The organism is Pseudomonas sp. MT92 (assembly GCF_058792515.1).
In genome coordinates this window covers 140374-161325 of sequence record NZ_JBXAFA010000004.1, presented here as the reverse complement: position 1 = coordinate 161325, position 20952 = coordinate 140374, and the positions used below count along the sequence as shown (strand labels likewise).

The 20952-nt window shown below is 61.3% G+C and carries 16 protein-coding genes and 1 pseudogene; 13 read left to right on the top strand and 4 right to left on the bottom strand.

Going from position 1 to position 20952, the window contains the following annotated elements:
* The first annotated feature begins 276 nt into the window (after positions 1–276).
* The 10 genes from AC1Q6D_RS09100 to AC1Q6D_RS09055 all read left to right on the top strand — a co-directional run bounded on the left by AC1Q6D_RS09100 (position 277) and on the right by AC1Q6D_RS09055 (position 12284).
* Entirely contained in the window at positions 277–1434 is a 1158-nt protein-coding gene (locus tag AC1Q6D_RS09100) for an efflux RND transporter periplasmic adaptor subunit (RefSeq protein WP_103403039.1), read from the top strand.
* Positions 1435–1449: 15 nt separating this feature from the next.
* Positions 1450–4548, top strand: a complete 3099-nt coding sequence (locus AC1Q6D_RS09095) for a multidrug efflux RND transporter permease subunit (RefSeq protein ID WP_103403038.1) — start codon at positions 1450–1452, stop codon at positions 4546–4548.
* 153 nt (positions 4549–4701) lie between these two features.
* Entirely contained in the window at positions 4702–5343 is a 642-nt protein-coding gene (locus AC1Q6D_RS09090; protein WP_103403037.1) for a DUF1345 domain-containing protein, read from the top strand.
* A 77-nt stretch (positions 5344–5420) separates the two neighbouring features.
* Positions 5421–6260, top strand: a complete 840-nt coding sequence (locus AC1Q6D_RS09085; RefSeq protein ID WP_103403036.1) for an AraC family transcriptional regulator — start codon at positions 5421–5423, stop codon at positions 6258–6260.
* Between the two features lie 53 nt (positions 6261–6313).
* A complete protein-coding gene (locus AC1Q6D_RS09080) occupies positions 6314–6922 on the top strand; it encodes a LysE family translocator (RefSeq protein ID WP_103403035.1) in 609 nt (202 codons plus the stop codon).
* A 132-nt stretch (positions 6923–7054) separates the two neighbouring features.
* Positions 7055–8080, top strand: a complete 1026-nt coding sequence (locus AC1Q6D_RS09075; protein WP_103403034.1) for a LacI family DNA-binding transcriptional regulator — start codon at positions 7055–7057, stop codon at positions 8078–8080.
* 95 nt (positions 8081–8175) lie between these two features.
* Positions 8176–8958 carry a sugar phosphate isomerase/epimerase family protein gene (locus AC1Q6D_RS09070; RefSeq protein WP_103403033.1) on the top strand — a complete coding sequence of 261 codons (783 nt, stop codon included), beginning with the start codon at positions 8176–8178 and terminating at the stop codon, positions 8956–8958.
* Complete coding sequence (locus AC1Q6D_RS09065) at positions 8951–9940, top strand: sugar kinase (RefSeq protein ID WP_103403032.1); 990 nt, start codon at positions 8951–8953, stop codon at positions 9938–9940. The genes AC1Q6D_RS09070 and AC1Q6D_RS09065 overlap by 8 nt, the downstream gene beginning before the upstream one ends.
* A gap of 46 nt (positions 9941–9986) precedes the next feature.
* Complete coding sequence (locus tag AC1Q6D_RS09060; RefSeq protein WP_103403031.1) at positions 9987–11285, top strand: MFS transporter; 1299 nt, start codon at positions 9987–9989, stop codon at positions 11283–11285.
* Positions 11286–11306: 21 nt separating this feature from the next.
* Entirely contained in the window at positions 11307–12284 is a 978-nt protein-coding gene (locus tag AC1Q6D_RS09055) for a 2-hydroxyacid dehydrogenase (RefSeq protein ID WP_103403030.1), read from the top strand.
* 155 nt (positions 12285–12439) lie between these two features.
* On the opposite strand, the gene AC1Q6D_RS09050 is transcribed toward AC1Q6D_RS09055, so the two are convergent.
* Positions 12440–14674 (bottom strand): fibronectin type III domain-containing protein, encoded by a 2235-nt coding sequence (locus AC1Q6D_RS09050; protein WP_158249376.1) that lies wholly within the window; start codon positions 14672–14674, stop codon positions 12440–12442.
* A gap of 130 nt (positions 14675–14804) precedes the next feature.
* Positions 14805–15998, bottom strand: coding sequence for a pyridoxal phosphate-dependent aminotransferase (locus tag AC1Q6D_RS09045; RefSeq protein WP_103403028.1), 1194 nt, complete (start codon positions 15996–15998; stop codon positions 14805–14807).
* Between the two features lie 463 nt (positions 15999–16461).
* On the opposite strand from AC1Q6D_RS09045, the gene AC1Q6D_RS09040 reads away from it, so the two are divergent.
* A complete protein-coding gene (locus tag AC1Q6D_RS09040) occupies positions 16462–16746 on the top strand; it encodes a helix-turn-helix transcriptional regulator (protein WP_103403027.1) in 285 nt (94 codons plus the stop codon).
* A 109-nt stretch (positions 16747–16855) separates the two neighbouring features.
* Here AC1Q6D_RS09040 and AC1Q6D_RS09035 read toward each other — a convergent pair.
* Positions 16856–17506 (bottom strand): annotated as a pseudogene (locus tag AC1Q6D_RS09035) (glycerate kinase); the annotation flags it as partial.
* A 211-nt stretch (positions 17507–17717) separates the two neighbouring features.
* On the opposite strand from AC1Q6D_RS09035, the gene AC1Q6D_RS09030 reads away from it, so the two are divergent.
* On the top strand, positions 17718–18731 hold the full coding sequence (locus AC1Q6D_RS09030) for an aldo/keto reductase (protein WP_103403026.1): 1014 nt from the start codon (positions 17718–17720) through the stop codon (positions 18729–18731).
* Between the two features lie 158 nt (positions 18732–18889).
* Positions 18890–19771 carry an EamA family transporter RarD gene (rarD, locus tag AC1Q6D_RS09025; protein WP_103403025.1) on the top strand — a complete coding sequence of 294 codons (882 nt, stop codon included), beginning with the start codon at positions 18890–18892 and terminating at the stop codon, positions 19769–19771.
* Between the two features lie 64 nt (positions 19772–19835).
* On the opposite strand, the gene hppD is transcribed toward rarD, so the two are convergent.
* A complete protein-coding gene (gene hppD, locus AC1Q6D_RS09020; protein WP_047529408.1) occupies positions 19836–20912 on the bottom strand; it encodes a 4-hydroxyphenylpyruvate dioxygenase in 1077 nt (358 codons plus the stop codon).
* Positions 20913–20952 lie beyond the last annotated feature (40 nt).

The window sequence follows — 20952 nt, the reverse complement described above, 5'->3', positions numbered from 1 at the left end:
GGGGTGTTCCAGAAAGTGCTGTGGCGCTTGATAGACAGCTATCGCGAGCAGGCTCGCTCCCACATTTGATCTGTAGCGTTCACAAATCCCCTGTGGGAGCGAGCCTGCTCGCGATGGCGGTCGACCAAGCGCAAATGAAATCAAGGCCAGCAGGATATACGCCCACACGCACACCTGAGTAAAACCCTTACACAATTTCACACAGCGCCTACAAAGCTTCACCGCTACCCTCGCCGCCGCCCAGTAGGATGCTGGGGGTCATCATTGGGGTCATTCATGTCTAAACATCTGCTTGCCAGGCTCAGTCTTGTAGCGCTGGCGTTGACGCTCAGCGCGTGCGACAAGTCCACCAACGCCGAGGAAGAGGCGCCTTTGGCCACCGTTCGCATCGAAACCATCGAAGCCCGACCACTGTCGATCAGCAGCGAGCTGAGCGGGCGGATCGTGGCGCCACGCATCGCCGAAGTGCGGGCCCGGGTGGCCGGCGTGGTGTTGCAACGGACCTTCCGCGAAGGCAGCGACGTGAAGAAAGGCGATGTACTGTTTCGCATCGACCCGGCACCGTTCAAGGCCGACCTGGAAAGCGCCGAAGCGGCGTTGCGCAAGGCCGAGGCCAATGCGTATCAAGCCAGACTGCAAGAGCAGCGCTACGCCCAGTTGATCGACGACAAGGCCATCAGCGGGCAGGACTACGACAATGCGCGGGCCGCCGTGCGGCAAACGGCGGCCGATGTCGCGGCCAACAAAGCGGCGGTGGACCGGGCAACCCTCAACCTGGGTTACGCCACCGTCACCGCACCGATCTCCGGGCGCGTCGGTCGCGCGCTGGTCACCGAAGGCGCGCTGGTGGGGCAAAACGAAACCACGCCGCTGGCACTGATTCAGCAACTGAATCCGATCCACGCCGACCTCACCCAGTCGACCCGCGAACTCAACGACCTGCGCCGGGCGTTCCGCTCCGGTCAGTTGACAGCAGTGGGTCAGGGACAGGCCAAGGCCACGCTGATCCAGGACGACGGCAGCCTTTACCCGTTGCCGGGCAAACTGCTGTTCAGCGATATCACGGTCGATCCAGGCACCGGGCAGATCATCCTGCGCAGCGAATTCCCCAACCCGGACCTCGACCTGCTGCCGGGCAGTTTCGTACGCGTGCGTCTTGAGCAAGCGATCAATCAGCAAGGTATCAGCGTGCCGCAGCGGGCCATCCAGCGTGACAGCGCCGGGGTGGCGCAAGTGTTGTTGCTCGATGACCAGCAGCGGGTCGGCCTGCAACCGGTCGAACTGGGCCCGGTGCAGAACGATCGCTGGGTCGTCACCGGTGGCCTCAAACCTGGCGACCGCATTGTCATCGAAGGCCTGCAACACGCCCGCCCCGGCGAGAAAGTACAGATCGACGACACCCCTCTTCCACTCGCCCAGGTTTCTGGCCAGTAAGCAGGACGCTTGTTTATGCCGCAGTTCTTTATCGACCGCCCGGTGTTTGCCTGGGTGGTCGCGTTGTTCATCCTGCTGGCCGGTGCCCTGGCCATACCTCAGTTGCCAGTGGCGCAGTACCCCGACGTCGCGCCGCCGCAGATCGAAATCTATGCCGTGTACCCCGGCGCTTCGGCACAGACCGTAGACGAGAGCGTGGTCAGCCTGATCGAGGAAGAACTCAATGGCACTGATCACCTGCTGTATTTCGAATCGCAAAGCAGCCTGGGCAGTGCCACGATCAAGGCGACGTTCCAGCCCGGCACAAACCCGGAAATGGCCCAGGTCGATGTGCAGAACCGCCTGAAAGTCGTGGAATCGCGCCTGCCGCAAGCGGTGACCCAGCAAGGCTTGCAGGTGGAGAAAGTCTCCGCCGGGTTCCTGCTGTTGATCACCCTGACCTCCAGTGACGGCAAGCTCGACGATGTGGCGCTCAGCGATTACCTGGCGCGCAACGTGATGAACGAGATCAAGCGTCTGGACGGCGTCGGCAAAGCACAGCTGTACGGCGCCGAACGGGCGATGCGTATCTGGATCGACCCGCAGAAACTGCTCGGTTTCAACCTCACGCCCGCCGACGTCAATGCCGCCATCGTGGCGCAAAACGCGCAGGTCTCGGCAGGCAGCATCGGCGATTTGCCGAGCCGCGGCACCCAGGAAATCACCGCGACCATTCTGGTCAAGGGCCAATTGTCTACGCCTGAGGAGTTCGCCGATATCGTGCTCAAGGCCAATCCCGATGGCTCCACGGTGCGCATCGGCGATGTCGCCAGGGTCGAGATCGGCAGCCAGGACTATCAGTTTTCCACGCGCCTGAACGGCAAGCCGTCAACCGCCGTCGGCGTGCAACTCTCGCCCGGCGCCAACGCCCTGAGCACCGCGACGCTGGTGCGGGCGAAGATGGATGAACTGTCGCGCTACTTCCCGGCCGGAGTGCAATACAAGATCCCGTACGACACGTCGCCGTTCGTCAAAGTCTCGATCACCAAAGTGGTCTACACCCTGGGCGAGGCGATGCTGCTGGTGTTCGCGGTGATGTTCCTGTTCCTGCAGAACATCCGCTACACGCTGATCCCGACGCTGGTGGTGCCGGTGGCGCTGATGGGCACCTTTGCGACCATGCTGGCGCTGGGTTTCTCGATCAACGTACTGACCATGTTCGGCATGGTGCTGGCCATCGGCATTCTGGTGGACGACGCGATTGTGGTGGTGGAGAACGTCGAGCGAATCATGGCCACTGAAGGCCTGTCGCCCAAGGAAGCGACGCGCAAGGCGATGAAGCAGATCACCGGCGCGATCATTGGTATCACCCTGGTGCTGGTGGCGGTGTTCATTCCGATGGCGTTCATGCAGGGCTCGGTCGGGGTGATTTACCGCCAGTTCTCGCTGTCGATGGCCACTTCGATCCTGTTCTCGGCGTTCCTCGCCCTGACCCTGACCCCGGCGCTGTGCGCGACGCTGTTGAAGCCGATTGCCGAGGGTGAGCATCACGAGAAAGCGGGTTTCTTCGGCTGGTTCAACCGCCGTTTCGAGCGACTCACGGACCGTTATCAGGGTTGGGTCGCCTATGCGTTGAAGCGCAGCGGCCGTTACCTGTTGATCTACGGCGTGCTGCTGATCGGTTTGGGGGTTTGCTTCAGTCGTTTGCCTTCCTCCTTCCTGCCGGTGGAGGACCAGGGCTACACCATCACCGACATTCAACTGCCACCGGGCGCAAGCAAGCATCGCACCGTGCAAGTGGTCGAGCAGATCGAAGCGCACAACGCCACCGAGCCGGGCGTCGGCGACAGCACAGTGATCCTCGGCTTCAGTTTTTCCGGCAGCGGGCAGAACGCGGCGCTGGCCTTCACCACCTTGAAGGACTGGTCCGAACGCGGCCGCGATGATTCGGCGAGTTCGATCGCCGACCGGGCCAACATCGCCCTCAGCCAGATCAAGGACGCCATGGCCTTTGCGGTGCTGCCGCCGCCGGTCGACGGACTCGGCACCTCCAGCGGCTTCGAGTTCCGCTTGCAGGATCGCGGTGGCCTCGGTCACGCCACGCTGATGCGCGCCCGTACTGAATTGCTGGCCGCCGCCGAGAAAAGTCCGATCCTGATGAACGTGCGCGAAAGCGCCCTGGCGGAAGCACCGCAAGTGCAACTGGTCGTCGACCGCAAACAGGCCAATGCCCTGGGCGTGTCCTTTGCGGACATTGGCAGCGTGCTGTCTACCGCCGTCGGTTCGACCTATATCAACGACTTCCCCAATCAGGGGCGGATGCAACGGGTGGTGGTGCAGGCTGAAGGCGACCAACGCAGTCAGGTCGACGATCTGCTGAAGATTCACGTGCGCAACAACGCAGGCGACATGGTGCCGCTGTCGGCGTTCGTCCAGGCCAAATGGACCCTGGGCCCGGCGCAGTTGACCCGCTACAACGGCTACCCGGCGATCGCGATTTCCGGCGAACCGAAACCCGGTCACAGCACGGGTGAAGCCATGGCGGAGATCGAACGGCTGGTCGCGCTGGGCCCGGCAGGATTGGGCCAGGAATGGACCGGGTTGTCGTTGCAGGAACGTCTTTCCGGTAGCCAGGCGCCGATCCTGCTCGGTTTGTCCTTGCTGATCGTGTTCCTGTGCCTGGCGGCGCTGTACGAGAGCTGGTCGATCCCGACCTCGGTGCTGCTGGTGGTGCCATTGGGCGTGCTCGGCGCGGTATTGGCGGTGACCTTGCGCGGCATGCCCAACGATGTGTTCTTCAAGGTCGGGCTGATCACCATCATCGGCCTGTCGGCGAAGAACGCGATCCTGATCATCGAATTCGCCAAGAGCCTGTACGACGAAGGCCATGAGCTGATCGACGCCACCTTGCAAGCGGCGCGCCTGCGACTGCGGCCGATCGTCATGACCTCGCTGGCGTTCATCCTCGGCGTGGTGCCGCTGGCGATCGCCACTGGGGCCAGCTCGGCGAGCCAGCAGGCCATCGGCACCGGGGTGATTGGCGGGATGATCACCGCGACCCTTGCCGTGGTGTTCGTGCCGGTGTTTTTTGTGGTGGTGATGAAGCTGGTCAGCAAGCGCCACAAGCCGCATTAACCGACACCACAGTCCCTTGTGCGAGCTTGCAGGCCAAACGCGGTGCCCTTGGGTGCGTCGCGAGCAGGCTCGCTCCTACAGGGATCTCGGTGATTTCAAGATTGTGCTCACCTGGGCTAAGGTGTTGGCAATACCCCGACCCTTCGAGTGCTCATGTCCTTCCTCACCCACACCCACCCTCGCCTCTCCGCCGGCATGACAGTCGGCATCGCGGCGGGCATTCTGGTTCCGGCCGATTCGATCATCACCAAAATACTCATCGGCTGGAATGCCGGGGTCTGGACTTACCTGATCCTGATGGCCTGGATCGTCGTACGCTCCAAAGCGGCGGATGTGAAACGCATTGCCGACATGGAAGATGAAAACGCCGGGCTGGTGCTGTTCGTGGTGTGCATTGCGGCGATTGCCAGCCTGGCGACCATCACCTTCGAACTGGCGGGCAGCAAGGACCTGGAAACCACCCGAAAACTCCTGCATTACGGCTTCACCGCATTGACCGTGCTGGGTTCCTGGCTACTGATCGGGGTAATTTTCAGCGTGCATTACGCGCGGCTGTATTACACCTGGCAAGGCAAGGAGCCGGCATTGCGCTTTGCCGAGGGTTTGACCACGCCCAATTACTGGGACTTCCTGTATTTCTCGTTCACCATCGGTGTGGCGGTGCAGACGTCCGATGTCGGCGTGGCGACCCGTGACTTACGCAAAATTGTACTGGCGCAGTCGCTGATCGGCTTTCTGTTCAATACGGCGATTCTCGGGTTTTCGATCAACATCGCCGCCGGGCTCTTCAACTGACAAGCTGCACAAACGTTCTAGGCGTCGAGCCCGGCGCAAGTGTTAAATCGTTGGGCAATAAGTCCCTCAGGTGCAGCATGACGTCTCATAACTGGATCGACCTGTCCAAGGATGCCGACACCGGCATCGAGACCCTGCGCGCGCATTTCCAAGGCCACGCCTACGACCCGCACTGGCATGACAGCTATCTGGTGGGTGTCACCGAGCAAGGCGTGCAGCAATTCAACTGCCGTCGCGCCAGGCATCAAAGCACGCCGGGCAAAGTGTTCTTGCTCGAACCGGGGGATATCCATGACGGCGAAGCCCCGACCGCTGACGGTTTCACCTACCGCATGCTCTACCTCGACCCGCAGTGGTTGCAGCAAGAACTTGGCGCCGTGTTCGACAGCTCGCCAGACCACAGTGCATTGAGTTTCGCCAATACGCTGGCCAACGATTCGCGGCTGGCCCGTGCGACCAGCCTGGCGTTCGAAACCCTGCACCGCGGCGAGCTCAAGATCGTCCGGCAAACCGCCCTCGCCGACTTGCTCGAGCGACTGACCGGCCATCTGCACTGGCGTGTCCGCTGTGGCGAAGACCCTCGCCTGCCTCGAGTGGCCCAGCGGGCGCGAGAGTACCTGCACGCCAACGCTCAATACGACATCGGTCTCGACCAATTGGCGGCCGCCACCGGCGTCGACCGTTTTCGCCTGACCCGCGCCTTCAAGGCCGCTTATGGCATCGCGCCCCATGCCTATCTGGTGCAATTGCGCCTGGCCAATGCCCGGAGAATGCTCGCCCAGGGCGAACAACCGGCAGCGGTCGCCATGGCGCTGGGCTTTGCCGATCAAAGCCATCTCGGCCGCTGGTTCGTCCGCGCCTATGGTCTGACACCGGCGCTGTACCGCAAGCGCTGCTCAAATCTTCCAGACCGTTAAGCGCCGCACCGGTGAAGATCGATTTCACTGATCTTCACCGGAGTTTGCCTGCGATGCTGTCCTCTTTCCCGACGTTACTGCCCTTCCTGCTATTTGCCTTTGTGGCCTCGATCACGCCCGGACCGACCAACATTCTGGTGTTGAGCAACAGCGCCCGGTTCGGCCTGGTCGCCGCCATGCCGATCGTGCTTGGCGCCTGTGCCAGTGCCGCGCTGCTGGTACTGCTGGTGGGCACGGGGGCCGGTTCTACGTTGAGTCAATGGCCCCTGCTGCAAACGCTCATGCAGTGGGCAGGAGTGGCCTGGCTGACGTGTCTGGCATGGCAGATCTTCCGCGCCCCCGCCGAAGCCATTGCCACCCAGAAGACCGAGAAGCGTCTCGGTTTGCTGGGCGCCGCCGGCCTGCAATGGATCAACCCGAAAACCTGGATGATGGCACTGGCGGTGGTCAGTGTGTTTGCCGGGGTGGGTGAAGACCGGTATGTGCATGTGATGGTGTTGTCCCTGGCGTTTTTCCTGATCTCGCTGCCGTGCCTCGGCGCCTGGGCAGTGCTTGGCGCCGGCTCCAGCCGCTGGTTGCGATCACGACGCGCGATGCAGCGGTTCAACCGCGGCATGGGTCTGTTGTTACTGGGTTCGACATGGTTGAGCGTGCTGTGCTGAGCTCCATTGGTCGGTTTTTGTCAGACAGTGATTCATCGAACACTTGACGGCCTATTCATTTCTGGTGTCTTCTGAAACCGGTTTCAGCGCCATGCGCTCAGCCTTATAAATCCAATAAGAAGGTTTCAGACCGTGAACGATTTCTCCGCCGCCCAGCGCAGCCGCGTGACCATGCTCGACGTGGCCCAACACGCCAGGGTCTCCAAGGCCAGCGTTTCGCGGTTCATCGGCGAAGACCGCGCCCTGCTCTCCGATGCCATCGCCCAGCGCATCGAACAGGCGATTGCCGAGCTGGGCTATCGTCCGAACCAGATGGCCCGCGGCCTCAAGCGCGGGCGTACCCGTCTGATCGGCATGCTGGTGGCCGACATCCGCAACCCTTATTCAATCGCCGTGATGCACGGGGTGGAAACCGCCTGCCGTCAGCACGGCTACAGCCTGGTGGTGTGCAACACCGACCGCGACGACGAGCAGGAACGCCAGCACCTGGCCCTGTTGCGCTCTTACAACATCGAAGGCCTGATCGTGAACACCCTCGGCCATCACCGGGACGAGTTGCTCGAACTGCACCGTGAAATGCCCCTGGTGCTGGTCGACCGCAAGGTCGAGCATCTGGAGAGCGACATGGTGGGCCTGGACAACCCCGCAGCCGTCGAGATGGCCCTCGCCCACCTTGAAGAACGTGGCTACCGCGATGTGTTGCTGGTGACCGAACCTTTTGACGGCACCAGCTCACGCATCGAGCGGGTCGCCAGCTTCAAGGCGCACATCGCGCAACGCCCGGCCCTTCGCGGCACGCTGGTCGAAACCGGCAGCGATCTGACCGCCCAACTCAAAGCCTTTCTCGATAGCCCCGGACCGGGTCCCAAAGCGCTGTTTTGCGCAAACGGGATCGCGGCACTGGCCAGCACCCATGCGCTGCGTGAGCTCAAGTGCAACCTGTTTGAAGACGTGGGCCTGATTGCCCTGGATGATCTGGACTGGTATCCGCTGGTGGGCAGCGGCATCACCGCCCTCGCCCAGCCGACCACCGAGATTGGCGCCAGTGCGTTCGAGTGTTTGCTCAAGCGTTTGCGCGGGGATGACGGCGCGGTGCGGACGCTGGATTTTGCGGCGCGATTGATTGTCAGGGGGTCGACCCTTGGGAATTTCAGGTGACCGGACTGCCCCCTTCGCTGGCTTGCCAGCGATGAGGCCCTAATGGTCTCGTTCTTTTGAACAAAAATGAAACCGGTTTCAGAGGTAGAAAAACAATGAACAAACCCGCCGTTTCCATCAGCCTCTCCAGCTACGGTGCCGATCTGGTCCGTCAGCGCGGCCAGGGCAGTTTCATCGCCGTGCTGGCCGCCGCCGGCGCCACGCGCATCGAATGGCGTGAAGAGCTGCTGACCTTTGAGAACCCCGCGCACCTGGCCGACGCAACTCGGGCGGAGGGCCTGGAAAGCGTGTACTCGTCACCGATGGAGCTGTGGCTGGCCGGTCAATCCAAACCCAACCCCGAGCTGATCGACGCCCTGCAACGCGCCCAGGCATTCGGCGCCAAGTGGTTGAAGGTTTCGTTGGGTTATTTCACCGACAACTGCGACTTGCATGCCCTCGCTCAGAGGCTCGGCGAAAGCGCAGTGCAATTGTTGGTGGAAAACGACCAGACCCTGCACGGTGGCCGCATCGAACCGTTCCAGCGCTTCTTCAATCAAGTCGAGCAACACCACCTGCCGATCAAAATGACCTTCGACATCGGCAACTGGCAGTGGCAGGACCAGTCCGCCGCCAGCGCCGCGCGGTTGCTCGGTCGTCACGTCGGTTATGTGCACTGCAAGGCGGTCACGCGTCGCGCCGACGGCAAACTGATCGCCATCCCGCCCTCCGCCAGCGACTTGCAACAGTGGGAACACCTGCTGCGGCACATGGCCCCAGGCGTTATGCGGGCCGCTGAATACCCGCTACAAGGTGAGGACCTGGTGCAACTGACCGCCGAGCATGTCGCCGCCCTCGCCCACCTCGGCCAGTCGCAACGGGAGAGCGCCCATGTCTGAGATCGATATCCTCTCGTTCGGCGAAACCATGGCGATGTTCGTCGCCGAGCAGGCCGGCGATCTGGCCAGCGTCAGCGCGTTCCACAAACGCATTGCCGGGGCTGACAGTAACGTCGCCATTGGCCTGTCGCGCCTGGGTTTCAAGGTGGCGTGGCTGAGCCGGGTCGGTGCCGATTCACTGGGCCGATTTGTGATCGATACGCTGGAGAAAGAAGGCCTGGATTGCCGTCACGTCGACATCGACCCCGCGCACCCCACCGGATTTCAGCTCAAATCCCGCACCGATGACGGCAGCGATCCCGCCGTCGAGTACTTCCGCCGTGGTTCGGCGGCCAGTCACTTGTCGCTGCATTCGATCGTGCCCGATTTGCTCAAGGCCCGGCACCTGCACGCCACCGGCATCCCACCGGCGCTGTCGGAAACGGCGCGGCAGATGTCGTTCGAATTGATGAGCCGCATGCGCGATGCCGGCCGTAGCGTGTCGTTCGACCCCAACCTGCGCCCGAGCCTGTGGGCCAGCGAGCACCAGATGATCACCGAGATCAACCGCCTCGCCGCCCTCGCCCATTGGGTACTGCCGGGCCTGAGCGAAGGTCGCCTGCTGACCGGTTTCGAGGACCCGGCCGACATCGCCGCGTTCTACTTAGACCAGGGTGCCGAAGCCGTGGCGATCAAACTGGGGCCGCATGGCGCCTATTACCGCACGCACCTGGATGCCGGTTTTGTCGCCGGCGTACCGGTGCAAACGGTGGTCGACACCGTGGGTGCCGGTGATGGCTTTGCCGTGGGCATGATCAGTGCGCTGCTGGAAAACCACAGCTTTGCCGAGGCGGTCAAGCGTGCCAACTGGATTGGCAGCCGCGCGGTGCAGAGCCGGGGGGACATGGAGGGGTTGCCGACCCGGGCAGAAATGTCCGTTGAATTTGAGGCCGCCTTCGCGGGCAAGCCCGCGATGAGGCCCGCCCAGTCACTGAAGATTTGAAACCGTTACCTGCTGCGACAAAAACAACAAGCTCAGGAGCACCACCATGAAAACCGCAACGCTCGCCACCCGCCGCTGGTGGTACATCATGCCCATCGTGTTCATCACCTATAGCCTGGCGTACCTCGATCGCGCCAACTATGGGTTCGCCGCCGCCTCGGGCATGGCCGCGGACCTGATGATCACCCCGGGCCTGTCGTCGATGCTCGGCGCGCTGTTCTTCCTCGGTTACTTTTTCTTCCAGGTGCCGGGGGCGATTTACGCGCAGAAACACAGCGTGAAAAAACTGATTTTCGTCAGCCTGATCCTCTGGGGTGGCCTGGCGACCTTGACCGGGATTGTCTCCAACGCTTATTGGCTGGTGGTCATCCGCTTCATGCTCGGCGTGGTTGAAGCCGCGGTGATGCCGGCGATGCTGATCTACCTGTGCCACTGGTTCACCCGTGCCGAACGCTCGCGGGCCAACACCTTCCTGATCCTCGGCAACCCGGTGACCATGCTGTGGATGTCGGTGGTGTCGGGCTATCTGGTGCAGCATTTCAGCTGGCGCTGGATGTTTATCGTCGAAGGTTTGCCGGCGGTGCTGTGGGCCTTTATCTGGTGGCGTCTGGCCGATGATCGCCCCTCCCAGGCGACGTGGCTCAACGACCAGGAAAAACTCGATCTGGAAAGCGCCCTGGCGGCCGAACAGGTCGGCATCAAAGCGGTGAAAAACTACGCCGAAGCGTTCCGCTCCAGCAAAGTGAGCATCCTGGCCCTGCAGTTTTTCTGCTGGAGCATCGGCGTGTACGGCTTCGTGCTGTGGCTGCCATCGATCCTCAAGGCCGGCGCGCAAATGGACATGATCGAAGCCGGCTGGCTCTCGGCCCTGCCTTACCTGGCGGCGGTGATCGGCATGCTGCTGGTGTCCTGGGGTTCGGACAAGCTGCAAAAACGCAAACGTTTCGTCTGGCCGCCGCTGCTGATTGCTTCCATCGCCTTCTACGGTTCCTATGCCCTGGGCGCCGAACATTTCTGGTGGTCCTACACGCTGCTGGTGATTGCCGGTGCCTGCATGTACGCGCCTTACGGCCCTTTCTTCGCAATCATCCCGGAAATCCTTCCGTCCAACGTCGCCGGCGGCGCCATGGCATTGATCAACAGCATGGGCGCCCTCGGTTCGTTCGGTGGTTCCTACCTGGTCGGCTACCTGAACAGCTCTACCGGCTCACCCGGCGCCTCGTATCTGCTGATGAGCGGCGCGCTGATGCTCTCGGTGGTACTGACGATTTTCCTCAAGCCCGGCGCCAGCGACCGGGAGCGGCCCACGGTCGCGCTAACCCGTCGCACCGCCGCTCACCCATGAATTGATGTCGAGAGAACCCGGATGAAAAAGCAGGTCGTTCTATACAAGACACTGTCACCGTCGCTGATGGCTCGCTTGCACGAGCAGACTGAAGTGACCCTGATCGAAAGCCTCGATGCCGAGGGGCTGGCCAAGCTGCGCGACGCCCTGCCCCGTGCCCAGGGTTTGCTCGGCGCCAGCCTGAAGCTGGATGCCGGGCTGCTCGACCTGGCGCCGAATCTTGAAGCCATCGCCAGTGTCTCGGTGGGCGTCGACAACTACGACATCGACTACCTGACCGAACGGCGCATCCTGCTCAGCAACACGCCGGATGTGCTGACCGAAACCACCGCCGACACGGGTTTCGCCCTGATCCTGGCCACCGCCCGGCGCGTGGTGGAACTGGCGAACATGGTTCGCGACGGCCAGTGGACCCGCAACATCGGCCCTGCGCATTTCGGCAGCGATGTGCACGGCAAGACCCTGGGCATCATCGGCATGGGACGCATCGGCGAGGCTCTGGCCCAGCGCGGGCATTTCGGCTTCGGCATGCCGGTGATCTACCACAGTCACTCGCGGAAACCGGCGGTCGAACAGCGCTTCAATGCCCAGTACCGCAGCCTCGACGAATTGCTGCAGCAGGCCGATTTTGTCTGCCTGACGCTGCCGCTGACCGCCGAAACCGAAGGGCTGATCGGTGCGCGGCAGTTCGCGCTGATGGGGCCGCAGACCATCTTTATCAATATTTCCCGAGGCAAAGTCGTGGATGAAGCGGCGCTGATCCGGGCCCTGAGCGAACGGCAGATTCGCGCCGCGGGGCTGGACGTGTTCGAGCGCGAGCCGCTCAATCATGATTCGCCGTTGCTGCAACTGGACAATGTGGTGGCCACCCCGCACATGGGTTCAGCGACTCATGAAACCCGGGAAGCGATGGCCCGGTGTGCGGTGGACAACCTGTTGGCCGCGCTGGCGGGTCAGCGGCCGCTTAATCTGGTGAATGGCTCGGCCTGGAAAGGCTGAAAATCAACGATCGCAGCCGTCGGCAGCTCATTGAGTGAACGCAACTCAATGCAGGCGCTTCCAAAGGCTGCGTTTTTTTCAGAGCCGCCGGGGACCCAGCGGCTCTGGCGTACATCGACCATCACGAACGTCCCGCCATCGGACATCGTTCGATTTCAGGATGTAGCAGCAGATCCCCCACCGTTAGTGAACGTCTTGGTGACGGACAAGGAACGATTTCCAGCGGCATCTTTGGCCCTGACTTCAAAAATGTCCGAGCTCCCCAAGCCTGAAACCGGGTAACGGGTGTCGCTCACCGAAATCCAGTTGCCCGCGTTGCGACGCACTTCGTAGCCGCTGACCCCGACATTGTCCTGCGAGGCGCTCCAGCTCAGTAGCGCATTGCCAGGCGTCGAGGGCGTCAGCTTGAGGGCCGTCACCCGAATCGGCGGTACTTGATCATGGGTCACCACGTTGATCGCAGCCGACAGGGCCGGCACCGGTCCTTCGGACCGACGCGGCTGAACCGTGAACCGATATTCCTGTTCGGGCATCAGCCCCGTGGCGATATGTTCACGCGCACTGGTGCGAACAAGCGGTCGTCCCGGGCACGTGACTTCGTAATCGATCAGATAAGAGGCGTCCTGCGGCGCATCCCAGGTCAGCCTCGCCTCGTTGAACGTCCTGCCGGGATTGCTCAGGTTTCGTGGTTGCGTCCTGTCCGGGCCGATGGTGACGGTCGCATACGAGGGCGCGGAATATCCGGTCTCGTTGAACGCGCGCACTTCGATGAAATAGGTCACATCGGGCGACAGATACCTCAACAGCCAGGTCAGATGCTCGGTTTCATATCGCGCGATGACTTGCGGGTGTTGACTGAGCAGTCCATAGGCCACCTCGTACCCTGGCTGATTGATCGTCGCCCAACTGACACGCACCGTATCAAAGGTGTCCAGCACCACCAACGGGCCTGGCTTGGGCGGCAACGGCGGGCCATCCAGTGTTCGTTGAGTGATGCGCGACGGCGAAGACTCGCCGTTGGCATTACGGGCGCTGACTTCGATGAAATAAAGGGTATTTTTGTTGAGGTTGGCCAGCGTTTCGCGCAGTAGCCGGGTGGTCAGCGTATTGACCGCTCCTCCGGGTTCGATGCCGTAACGGACCACATAATCGACGGCCCCCGTGGCTGCGGACCATTGAATTTCCAGGGTCGAGATGGTCGACGTCGCCCGCAAGCCAGCGGGCGCCGGAGGCACTTGCAGGGTCTGCCTGGTGATCCGCGTCGGCGCCGAATCGCCGACGTTATTGGTCGAACGCACATCAAAGTAATAGTTGGTTCCGGCGTTCAGGCCGCTGACCGTGTAAGCCGCTGCCACCGAGGTCGCGGTGCCGATCACCGCACCACTGGGCGCCAGACCATAACTGATCTTGTAACTTGAGGCGTCGGCGGGGCCGGACCAGCTCAGGGCCATGCTGTTTTTGGTGGGTGTGGCGCCGAGATTGGCCGGGCTTGCCGGTGCCGAGGCGGCGGGATGGGTTTTGGCCTGGGCGTCCTTGCTGACTGGCGATACGTCGCCGCCCTTGAGCCCGAAGACCTGGATGAGGTATTCCGTGTTCGGGTTCAGCCCGTTGACGCTATAGGTCAACGAACTGATGGGGACATCGAACTCGCCGACCGTGGAGCCGCCGACCACCGCCCACCTCACCCGCGAGCCGGTGTGCCCGCCACCGGCCGTGTATCCCCAGATCACGCGAATGGCCGAGGTCGACTGAGCGGACGCGGTGAGGGTGATCGGCGGGGCCACGTTCGCCGCCTCAGGCAAAGTCTGTTTAGTGATCCGCGTCGGCGCCGAATCGCCGACGTTGCTGGACGAACGCACATCAAAGTAATAGTTGGTTCCGGCGTTCAGGCCGCTGACCGTGTAAGCCGCTGCCACCGAGGTCGCGGTGCCGATCACCGAACCATTGGGGGCCAGACCATAACTGATCTTGTAACTTGAGGCGTCGGCGGGGCCGGACCAGCTCAGGGCCATGCTGTTTTTGGTGGGTGTGGCGCCGAGATTGGTCGGGCTTGCCGGTACCGAGGCGGCGGGATGGGTTTTGGCCTGGGCGTCCTTGCTGACTGGCGATACCTCGCCGCCCTTGAGCCCGAAGACCTGGATGAGGTATTCAGTGTTCGGGTTCAGCCCGTTGACGATATAGGTCAACGAACTGATAGGGACATCGAACTCGCCGACCGTGGAGCCGCCGACCACCGCCCACCTCACCCGCGAAGCGGTGTGCCCGCCACCGGCCGTGTATCCCCAGATCACGCGAATGGCCGAGGTCGACTGAGCGGACGCGGTGAGGGTGATCGGCGGCACCACATACGCCACCCCAGGCATGGATGATTCGTTTTCGTGCCCACTCATTCGCAAGCCTCCAGCAACGGTTTGACTGTTTGCCATTTAAATACCGTTTGCTGGTACAACGCCACTGACAGAACTGACAGTGGCGATCGGCCAGTTTCTATGCCTTCCACGGCCAGATCATCAGATTTTCTCAACCAACATTCGCATGAGGTTCCAGAAGGTCGCTGGCGCACAGCGCAATGCGCCGACAGGCATCCAGCAGTTGCAGTTGATCCACCACCAGGCCAATACGAATATGCCCCGCCGCGCTCGGCCCAAACGCCTCGCCTGCGAGAACCGATACGCCGTAACCTTCCAGCAGTCGCTCGGCGAAGCGTTGGGCACACAGACCTGTCTGGCGCACATCGACCATCACGAACATGCCGCCATCGGGCAGAACGGGGCGCAAACCCGGGCACTGGCCAAGAATCCCGCATACCAGATCGCGGCGCTGGCGATATTCCTCACGCATCGACGCCACTTGCGGCAAGTCTTTGTCCAATGCCAGTTGCGCGGCGTTCTGCACGAAGTCCGGAATACCAAACAACATGCTCAACGACAAATTAACCAGATGCTCGGCCAAGGGTTTTGGCCCGATGACCCAGCCCACTCGCCATCCGCTCATGGCGTGGGATTTGGACAAGCTGTTGATGGTCGCCGTACGCTCGGCCATTCCCGGCAGGCTCGCCGGGCTGATGTGCCGGCCCTCATACAACAGCTCGCTGTAGACCTCGTCGCTGATCAGCCACAGGTCATGACGAATGCACAACGCTGCCAGTTGCTGCCAGATCTCCAGTGAAAGACTGGCCCCCGACGGATTGTTCGGGCTGTTGATCAAAATGGCCCGGGTTCTGGGCGTTATCCGCGCAGCGACATCCGCCGGGTCCACGCGAAAGCCGTTCTGCGGGCTCACTGGCACAGGCACCACTTTGGCCGCGCACGCACCGATCACGCCTTCATAGGTCACGTACATGGGTTCGGCGATGAGGACTTCGTCACCCGGATCGAGCAAACATTGCACCACCGAATAGACCGCGCACTGCGCACCCGGGAAAACAATGACATGGTCGGCATCCACGGCCTGACCGCTGTGTTGGCGGTGACGGCGGGCGATACTGTCGCGCAGACCGCGGCTGCCGCGCACTTGCGGATAGTGCGTGTCACCGGCCAGCAAACTGTTGATGGCGGCCTGGACGATGGGTTGAGGGGTGTCGAAATCCGGATCGCCGATGGACAACAGCAGTACATCGACGCCCTGCTCGCGCAATTGCAACGCTCGATCGTGAATCTGCCAGGCCGCCGCCCCTTCTCCGGCAATGCGTTGCGTCAAGGCTGAATAGCGCATGTCGTTCTCCTGTCGCGCGAGTTCCCAGCCACAACCCTATCTCAAATCGAGAAACGCGCCACCCGCGTTTTTTAAGCGACGAACGGCATAGCGATGCGGATCAAAAACTGGCCGTTGCATTGCCGCGTATTCGGTCGGCATCTGCGTGGTGACGCGGCTCCGTTCAACGCACAAAATCCCGGCTATTCAAAAAATTAACGCGCATTTCTCAGGAGGTCATCATTCAAAGACCTGTCCTACAACCCTGAAAGTCTTTAGCTGACAGCCTTATCCATAACACCTGATTAAAGTCCGTCACCTGTAATTTCTGACAGGTTCCAAGTCGGTTGATTCGCGTTATAACGAGACCTCTCCTACAGCCCAGCACCGGGTTTGTAGGACGGCCGCGCGAACCACGCCTTTTTTGAAGTAGGACGATTCTGCCGCGCCCACGCCGTCATAGATGATGAATGGGAGATCCAAAATGCATCAGTCCGCTACCGCTTCAGTTCGTTCATCGAAAGCCCCGCTCAAAAAGCTCGTTCAGGAGGTCGATCAACCCAAGAAAGTCAAGCTCACCCCCCGGGAAAAAGAAGTCCTGATGTGGATCGCAGCGGGCAAATCTTCCTGGGAAGTCGCGCAGATCATCAGTCGTACCGAGTCTGGTGTGAACTACCACCTATACAACATTCGCAAAAAATTCGACGTGAACTCACGCTGGATCGCCCTGGTCATGGCGCTGGAACAGGGCTTGATCCGCATGCCTTGAACTTGTCCTCATCAAGGGTCCGCGTGTCATCGACCCTGTTGAGATATTTCATGAATCTGGAATACAAGCCCCAACGCCTGGTATCAAAGACTGCCCCCCAAAGTGCCTGTGGCGATACCCCCGTATCGTACGGGCACCTTGCCGAGGCACCGTCAGGCCCGCACAGTGGATTGTTCACATCCGCCGCAATCTCGAAACGCACGTTGGCCAGACGCGGGTCGAGGTCCTCCAGACTGATGCGTGCCAATTGCCCGAGCGCCAGACCACCCGGTGCAAGCGACTGGCCCTGTGCATCGAGCAGCTTCACGCCCAGCGCTTGCATGGCCCCGGCGCCACCGTCATTGGTCGCACTGCCACCGATGGCCAGAATCACCCGCTGCGCCCCGGCGTCCAGGGCCGCACGAATCAACTCCCCGGTGCCAAACGTGCTACTGATGCACGCATCGCGCTGATCCACGGGGACCAACTGCAAACCGCTGGCTTCGGCCATTTCGATGATCGCGGTATGGCTGTCGGGGAACCAGCCCCAAGCGGGATTCACAAGCGCGCCCAACGGCCCGCGAACCGAGAAAGTACGGCGCGGTTCGCCATCGGTCGCCGCCAGCACTGACGCGACCGTCCCCTCCCCGCCGTCAGCCATCGGGGATTTGATCAACTGCGCATCGGGCCACACTTGCGCCCAACCGAGGGCGATGGCATCGGCCGCGCATTGGGCGCTGAGGCTGTCTTTGAACGAATCAGGGGCGATCACGACTTTCATGGGCATTCTCCATTTCCGATGCATCCAAGCTTCCCACCGACACAAACGATAACGCTGGTCCCCTGCACAAGCGGTCACACGAGTATTGCTCATTTCCACAAACCCGGCGGTTGCCGCGTGACTGGATTGGAAGTTGATCGATTTTTAATTTTGCTCCCTGCACGTGTTCTGGTATTTGATTGAGCCTTTCCACCGGTAAAAGGATTTCGTCATGAGCTACCGCACGCTGGGTCATTCGGGACTGCAGGTTTCCACCCTGACCCTGGGCACCATGATGTTCGGCGAACAGACCAGCACCGAAGATTCCCTGCGGATCATCGACAAGGCCTGGGACCAGGGCATCAATTTCATCGACACCGCCGACGTCTACACCCATGGTCGTTCGGAAGAAATCGTCGGCGAAGCGATCGCCAGTCGCCGTCAGGAATGGGTGCTGGCCACCAAGGTCGGTTTCGGCCCGGTGGACGGCGTGCCGAATCGTAGCGGCCTGAACCGCAAGCACCTCTTCAACGGTATCGAAGCCAGCCTGACGCGTCTGGGCACCGATTATCTCGACATCTATTACCTGCACCGCGAAGACCACAACACGCCACTGGAGGTCACGGTGTCGGCCATTGGCGACTTGATTCGCCAGGGCAAGGTCCGCTATTGGGGCCTGTCGAACTACCGTGGCTGGCGCATCGCCGAAGTGATTCGCATCGCCGACCACCTTGGCGTCGACCGCCCGGTGATCAGCCAGCCGCTGTACAACATCGTCAACCGCCAGGCCGAAACCGAGCAGATCACCGCCGCACAAAACTACGGCCTGGGCGTGGTGCCTTACAGTCCATTGGCGCGCGGCGTGCTCAGCGGCAAGTACGCACCGGATGTCACCCCGGACGCCAACAGCCGTGCCGGACGCCAGGACAAACGCATCCTGGAAACCGAATGGCGCGTCGAGTCGCTGCGCATCGCCCAGCAGATCCAGCAATACACCCAAAGCCGTGGCGTCGGCATCGTCGAGTTCGCCATTGCCTGGGTGCTGAACAACAGCGCCGTGACGTCGGCCATCGTCGGCCCGCGTACCGAAGCGCAATGGGATGCCTACACTAAGGCCCAGGCGGTGAAGATTACGGCTGAAGATGAAGCGTTCATCGATTCGCTGGTGACGCCGGGGCATGCATCGACGCCGGGGTTCAACGACGTGAGTCATTTCGTGCCGGGGCGTAAACCGCGTACCTACTGACGGTACATTTCACTTCTGGGAGCGGGCTTGTCGGGTCGCTCCCACAGGGTTTCGGGTCTTGCCCAAAATGTTGTGAATATTGATCATACGGCCAATATTCTGCACAAAAACCGCGTATCCTCCGCACCCCGTTTCACCTTCAACCACGCGAGGACAGCTTGTCTAAAGGTATCGCTCTATCGGTTTCAGCCTCGGTGCTGTTTGCCGTCATGTATTACTACACGTCGCTGCTCACGCCCTTGAGTGGCGTGGAAATCTTCGGCTGGCGCATGTTGCTCACGGTGCCGTGCATGACCGTGTTCATGGTGATGTCCGGGGAGTGGAAACGCGTCGTCGACATTGTGCGGCGAGTCGCAGTCCGGCCTGTTCTGTTGCTCGCCCTGATCCTCTCTTCGGCCTTGGTCAGCGTACAGCTCTGGCTGTTCATGTGGGCGCCGCTCAATGGCTACAGCCTGGATGTGTCGCTGGGGTACTTCCTGTTGCCGCTGACCATGGTCCTGACCGGCCGGCTGGCCTATGGTGAACGCCTCTCCTACCTGCAAAAAATCGCTGTGTTTTTCGCCTGCCTCGGCGTGATCAACGAGGTGTATCAGGTTGGCGGATTTTCCTGGGCGACCTTGCTGGTGTGCATCGGCTACCCCACCTATTTCGTCGTGCGCAAGCGACTGGCAACGGACAACCTCGGTGGCTTGTGGCTGGACATGAGCCTGACCCTGCCCGTGGCATTCTGGTTCGTTCAAAGCGGTGAACAGAGCTTCAACGTGTTTGACCAGCATCCATGGCTCTCGCTGCTGATCCCGTTGCTTGGCGTGATCAGTGCGTCGGCGCTGGTGGTCTACATCATCGCCAGTCGCTTGCTGCCGTTCAGCCTGTTTGGACTGTTGAGTTACGTCGAGCCCGTGCTGTTGCTGGGCGTCGCGTTGCTGCTGGGGGAAAGCATCAAGGCCGGCGAATGGCTGACCTATATCCCGATCTGGACGGCGGTGCTGGTGCTGGTGTTCGAAGGGTTCAAGCATTTGATGCGACAGCGCAGGCTTTAACCTCACCCAGAACCCGATGTGGGAGCGAGCAAGCTCGCTCCCACAGGTTTACAGGTGTTATGGCTTAGTCGGTGGCCAACACACCACGACGCACCTGGTCGCGTTCGATGGATTCGAACAGCGCCTTGAAGTTGCCCTCGCCAAAACCATCGTCGCCTTTACGCTGGATGAATTCGAAGAACACCGGCCCCATCAGGGTTTCCGAGAAGATCTGCAACAGCAGTCGCTTGTCACCCGATTCGGACGAACCATCCAGCAAAATGCCCCGTGCTTGCAGTTCGCCAACCGGCTCGCCGTGGTTCGGCAAACGGCCTTCGAGCATTTCGTAGTAGGTGTCCGGCGGCGCGGTCATGAAGCGCATGCCGATGCTTTTCAGGTGATCCCAGGTCTTGACCAGGTCATCACTGAGGAAGGCCACGTGCTGGATGCCTTCGCCATTGAACTGCATCAGGAACTCTTCGATCTGCCCGGCGCCCTTGGACGACTCTTCGTTCAACGGGATACGAATCATGCCGTCCGGCGCGGTCATGGCCTTGGAGGTCAGGCCGGTGTATTCGCCCTTGATGTCGAAATAACGGATTTCGCGGAAGTTGAACAGCTTCTCGTAGAAATTGGCCCAGTAGGCCATGCGCCCGCGATACACGTTGTGCGTCAGGTGGTCGATGATCTTAAGGCCCGCTCCGACCGGGTTGCGATCGACGCCTTCGAGGAACACGAAATCGATGTCATAGATTGAGCTGCCTTCGCCGAAACGGTCGATCAGGTACAGCGGCGCGCCGCCGATGCCTTTGATCGCCGGAAGGTTCAGCTCCATCGGACCGGTCTCGATGTGAATCGGCTGCGCGCCGAGCTCCAGCGCACGCTTGTAGGCTTTCTGCGAATCCTTGACCCGGAACGCCATGCCGCACACCGACGGACCATGCTCGGCCGCGAAGTACGAGGCCACGCTGTGCGGCTCATTGTTAAGAATCAGGTTGATCGCGCCCTGGCGATACAGGTGCACGTCCTTGGAACGGTGGGTCGCAACTTTGGTGAAGCCCATGATCTCGAAGATCGGCTCCAGGGTGTTGGGGGTTGGCGATGCGAATTCGATGAACTCAAAACCCATCAGGCCCATTGGGTTTTCGTATAAATCTGCCATTTTGGCGCCTCATCATGCTTTTGGAATTAACAAACGTTAG

Bases quoted from the DNA above. Each gene is read 5' to 3' on its own strand.
- AC1Q6D_RS09050 (WP_158249376.1), bottom strand. From the start codon at position 14,674: ATGAGTGGGCACGAAAACGAATCATCCATGCCTGGGGTGGCGTATGTG.
- hppD (WP_047529408.1), bottom strand. From the start codon at position 20,912: ATGGCAGATTTATACGAAAACCCAATGGGCCTGATGGGTTTTGAGTTC.
- AC1Q6D_RS09100 (WP_103403039.1), top strand. From the start codon at position 277: ATGTCTAAACATCTGCTTGCCAGGCTCAGTCTTGTAGCGCTGGCGTTG.
- AC1Q6D_RS09080 (WP_103403035.1), top strand. From the start codon at position 6,314: ATGCTGTCCTCTTTCCCGACGTTACTGCCCTTCCTGCTATTTGCCTTT.
- AC1Q6D_RS09060 (WP_103403031.1), top strand. From the start codon at position 9,987: ATGAAAACCGCAACGCTCGCCACCCGCCGCTGGTGGTACATCATGCCC.
- AC1Q6D_RS09030 (WP_103403026.1), top strand. From the start codon at position 17,718: ATGAGCTACCGCACGCTGGGTCATTCGGGACTGCAGGTTTCCACCCTG.
- AC1Q6D_RS09070 (WP_103403033.1), top strand. From the start codon at position 8,176: ATGAACAAACCCGCCGTTTCCATCAGCCTCTCCAGCTACGGTGCCGAT.
- AC1Q6D_RS09065 (WP_103403032.1), top strand. From the start codon at position 8,951: ATGTCTGAGATCGATATCCTCTCGTTCGGCGAAACCATGGCGATGTTC.
- AC1Q6D_RS09090 (WP_103403037.1), top strand. From the start codon at position 4,702: ATGTCCTTCCTCACCCACACCCACCCTCGCCTCTCCGCCGGCATGACA.
- AC1Q6D_RS09095 (WP_103403038.1), top strand. From the start codon at position 1,450: ATGCCGCAGTTCTTTATCGACCGCCCGGTGTTTGCCTGGGTGGTCGCG.
- AC1Q6D_RS09045 (WP_103403028.1), bottom strand. From the start codon at position 15,998: ATGCGCTATTCAGCCTTGACGCAACGCATTGCCGGAGAAGGGGCGGCG.
- AC1Q6D_RS09040 (WP_103403027.1), top strand. From the start codon at position 16,462: ATGCATCAGTCCGCTACCGCTTCAGTTCGTTCATCGAAAGCCCCGCTC.
- AC1Q6D_RS09055 (WP_103403030.1), top strand. From the start codon at position 11,307: ATGAAAAAGCAGGTCGTTCTATACAAGACACTGTCACCGTCGCTGATG.
- AC1Q6D_RS09085 (WP_103403036.1), top strand. From the start codon at position 5,421: ATGACGTCTCATAACTGGATCGACCTGTCCAAGGATGCCGACACCGGC.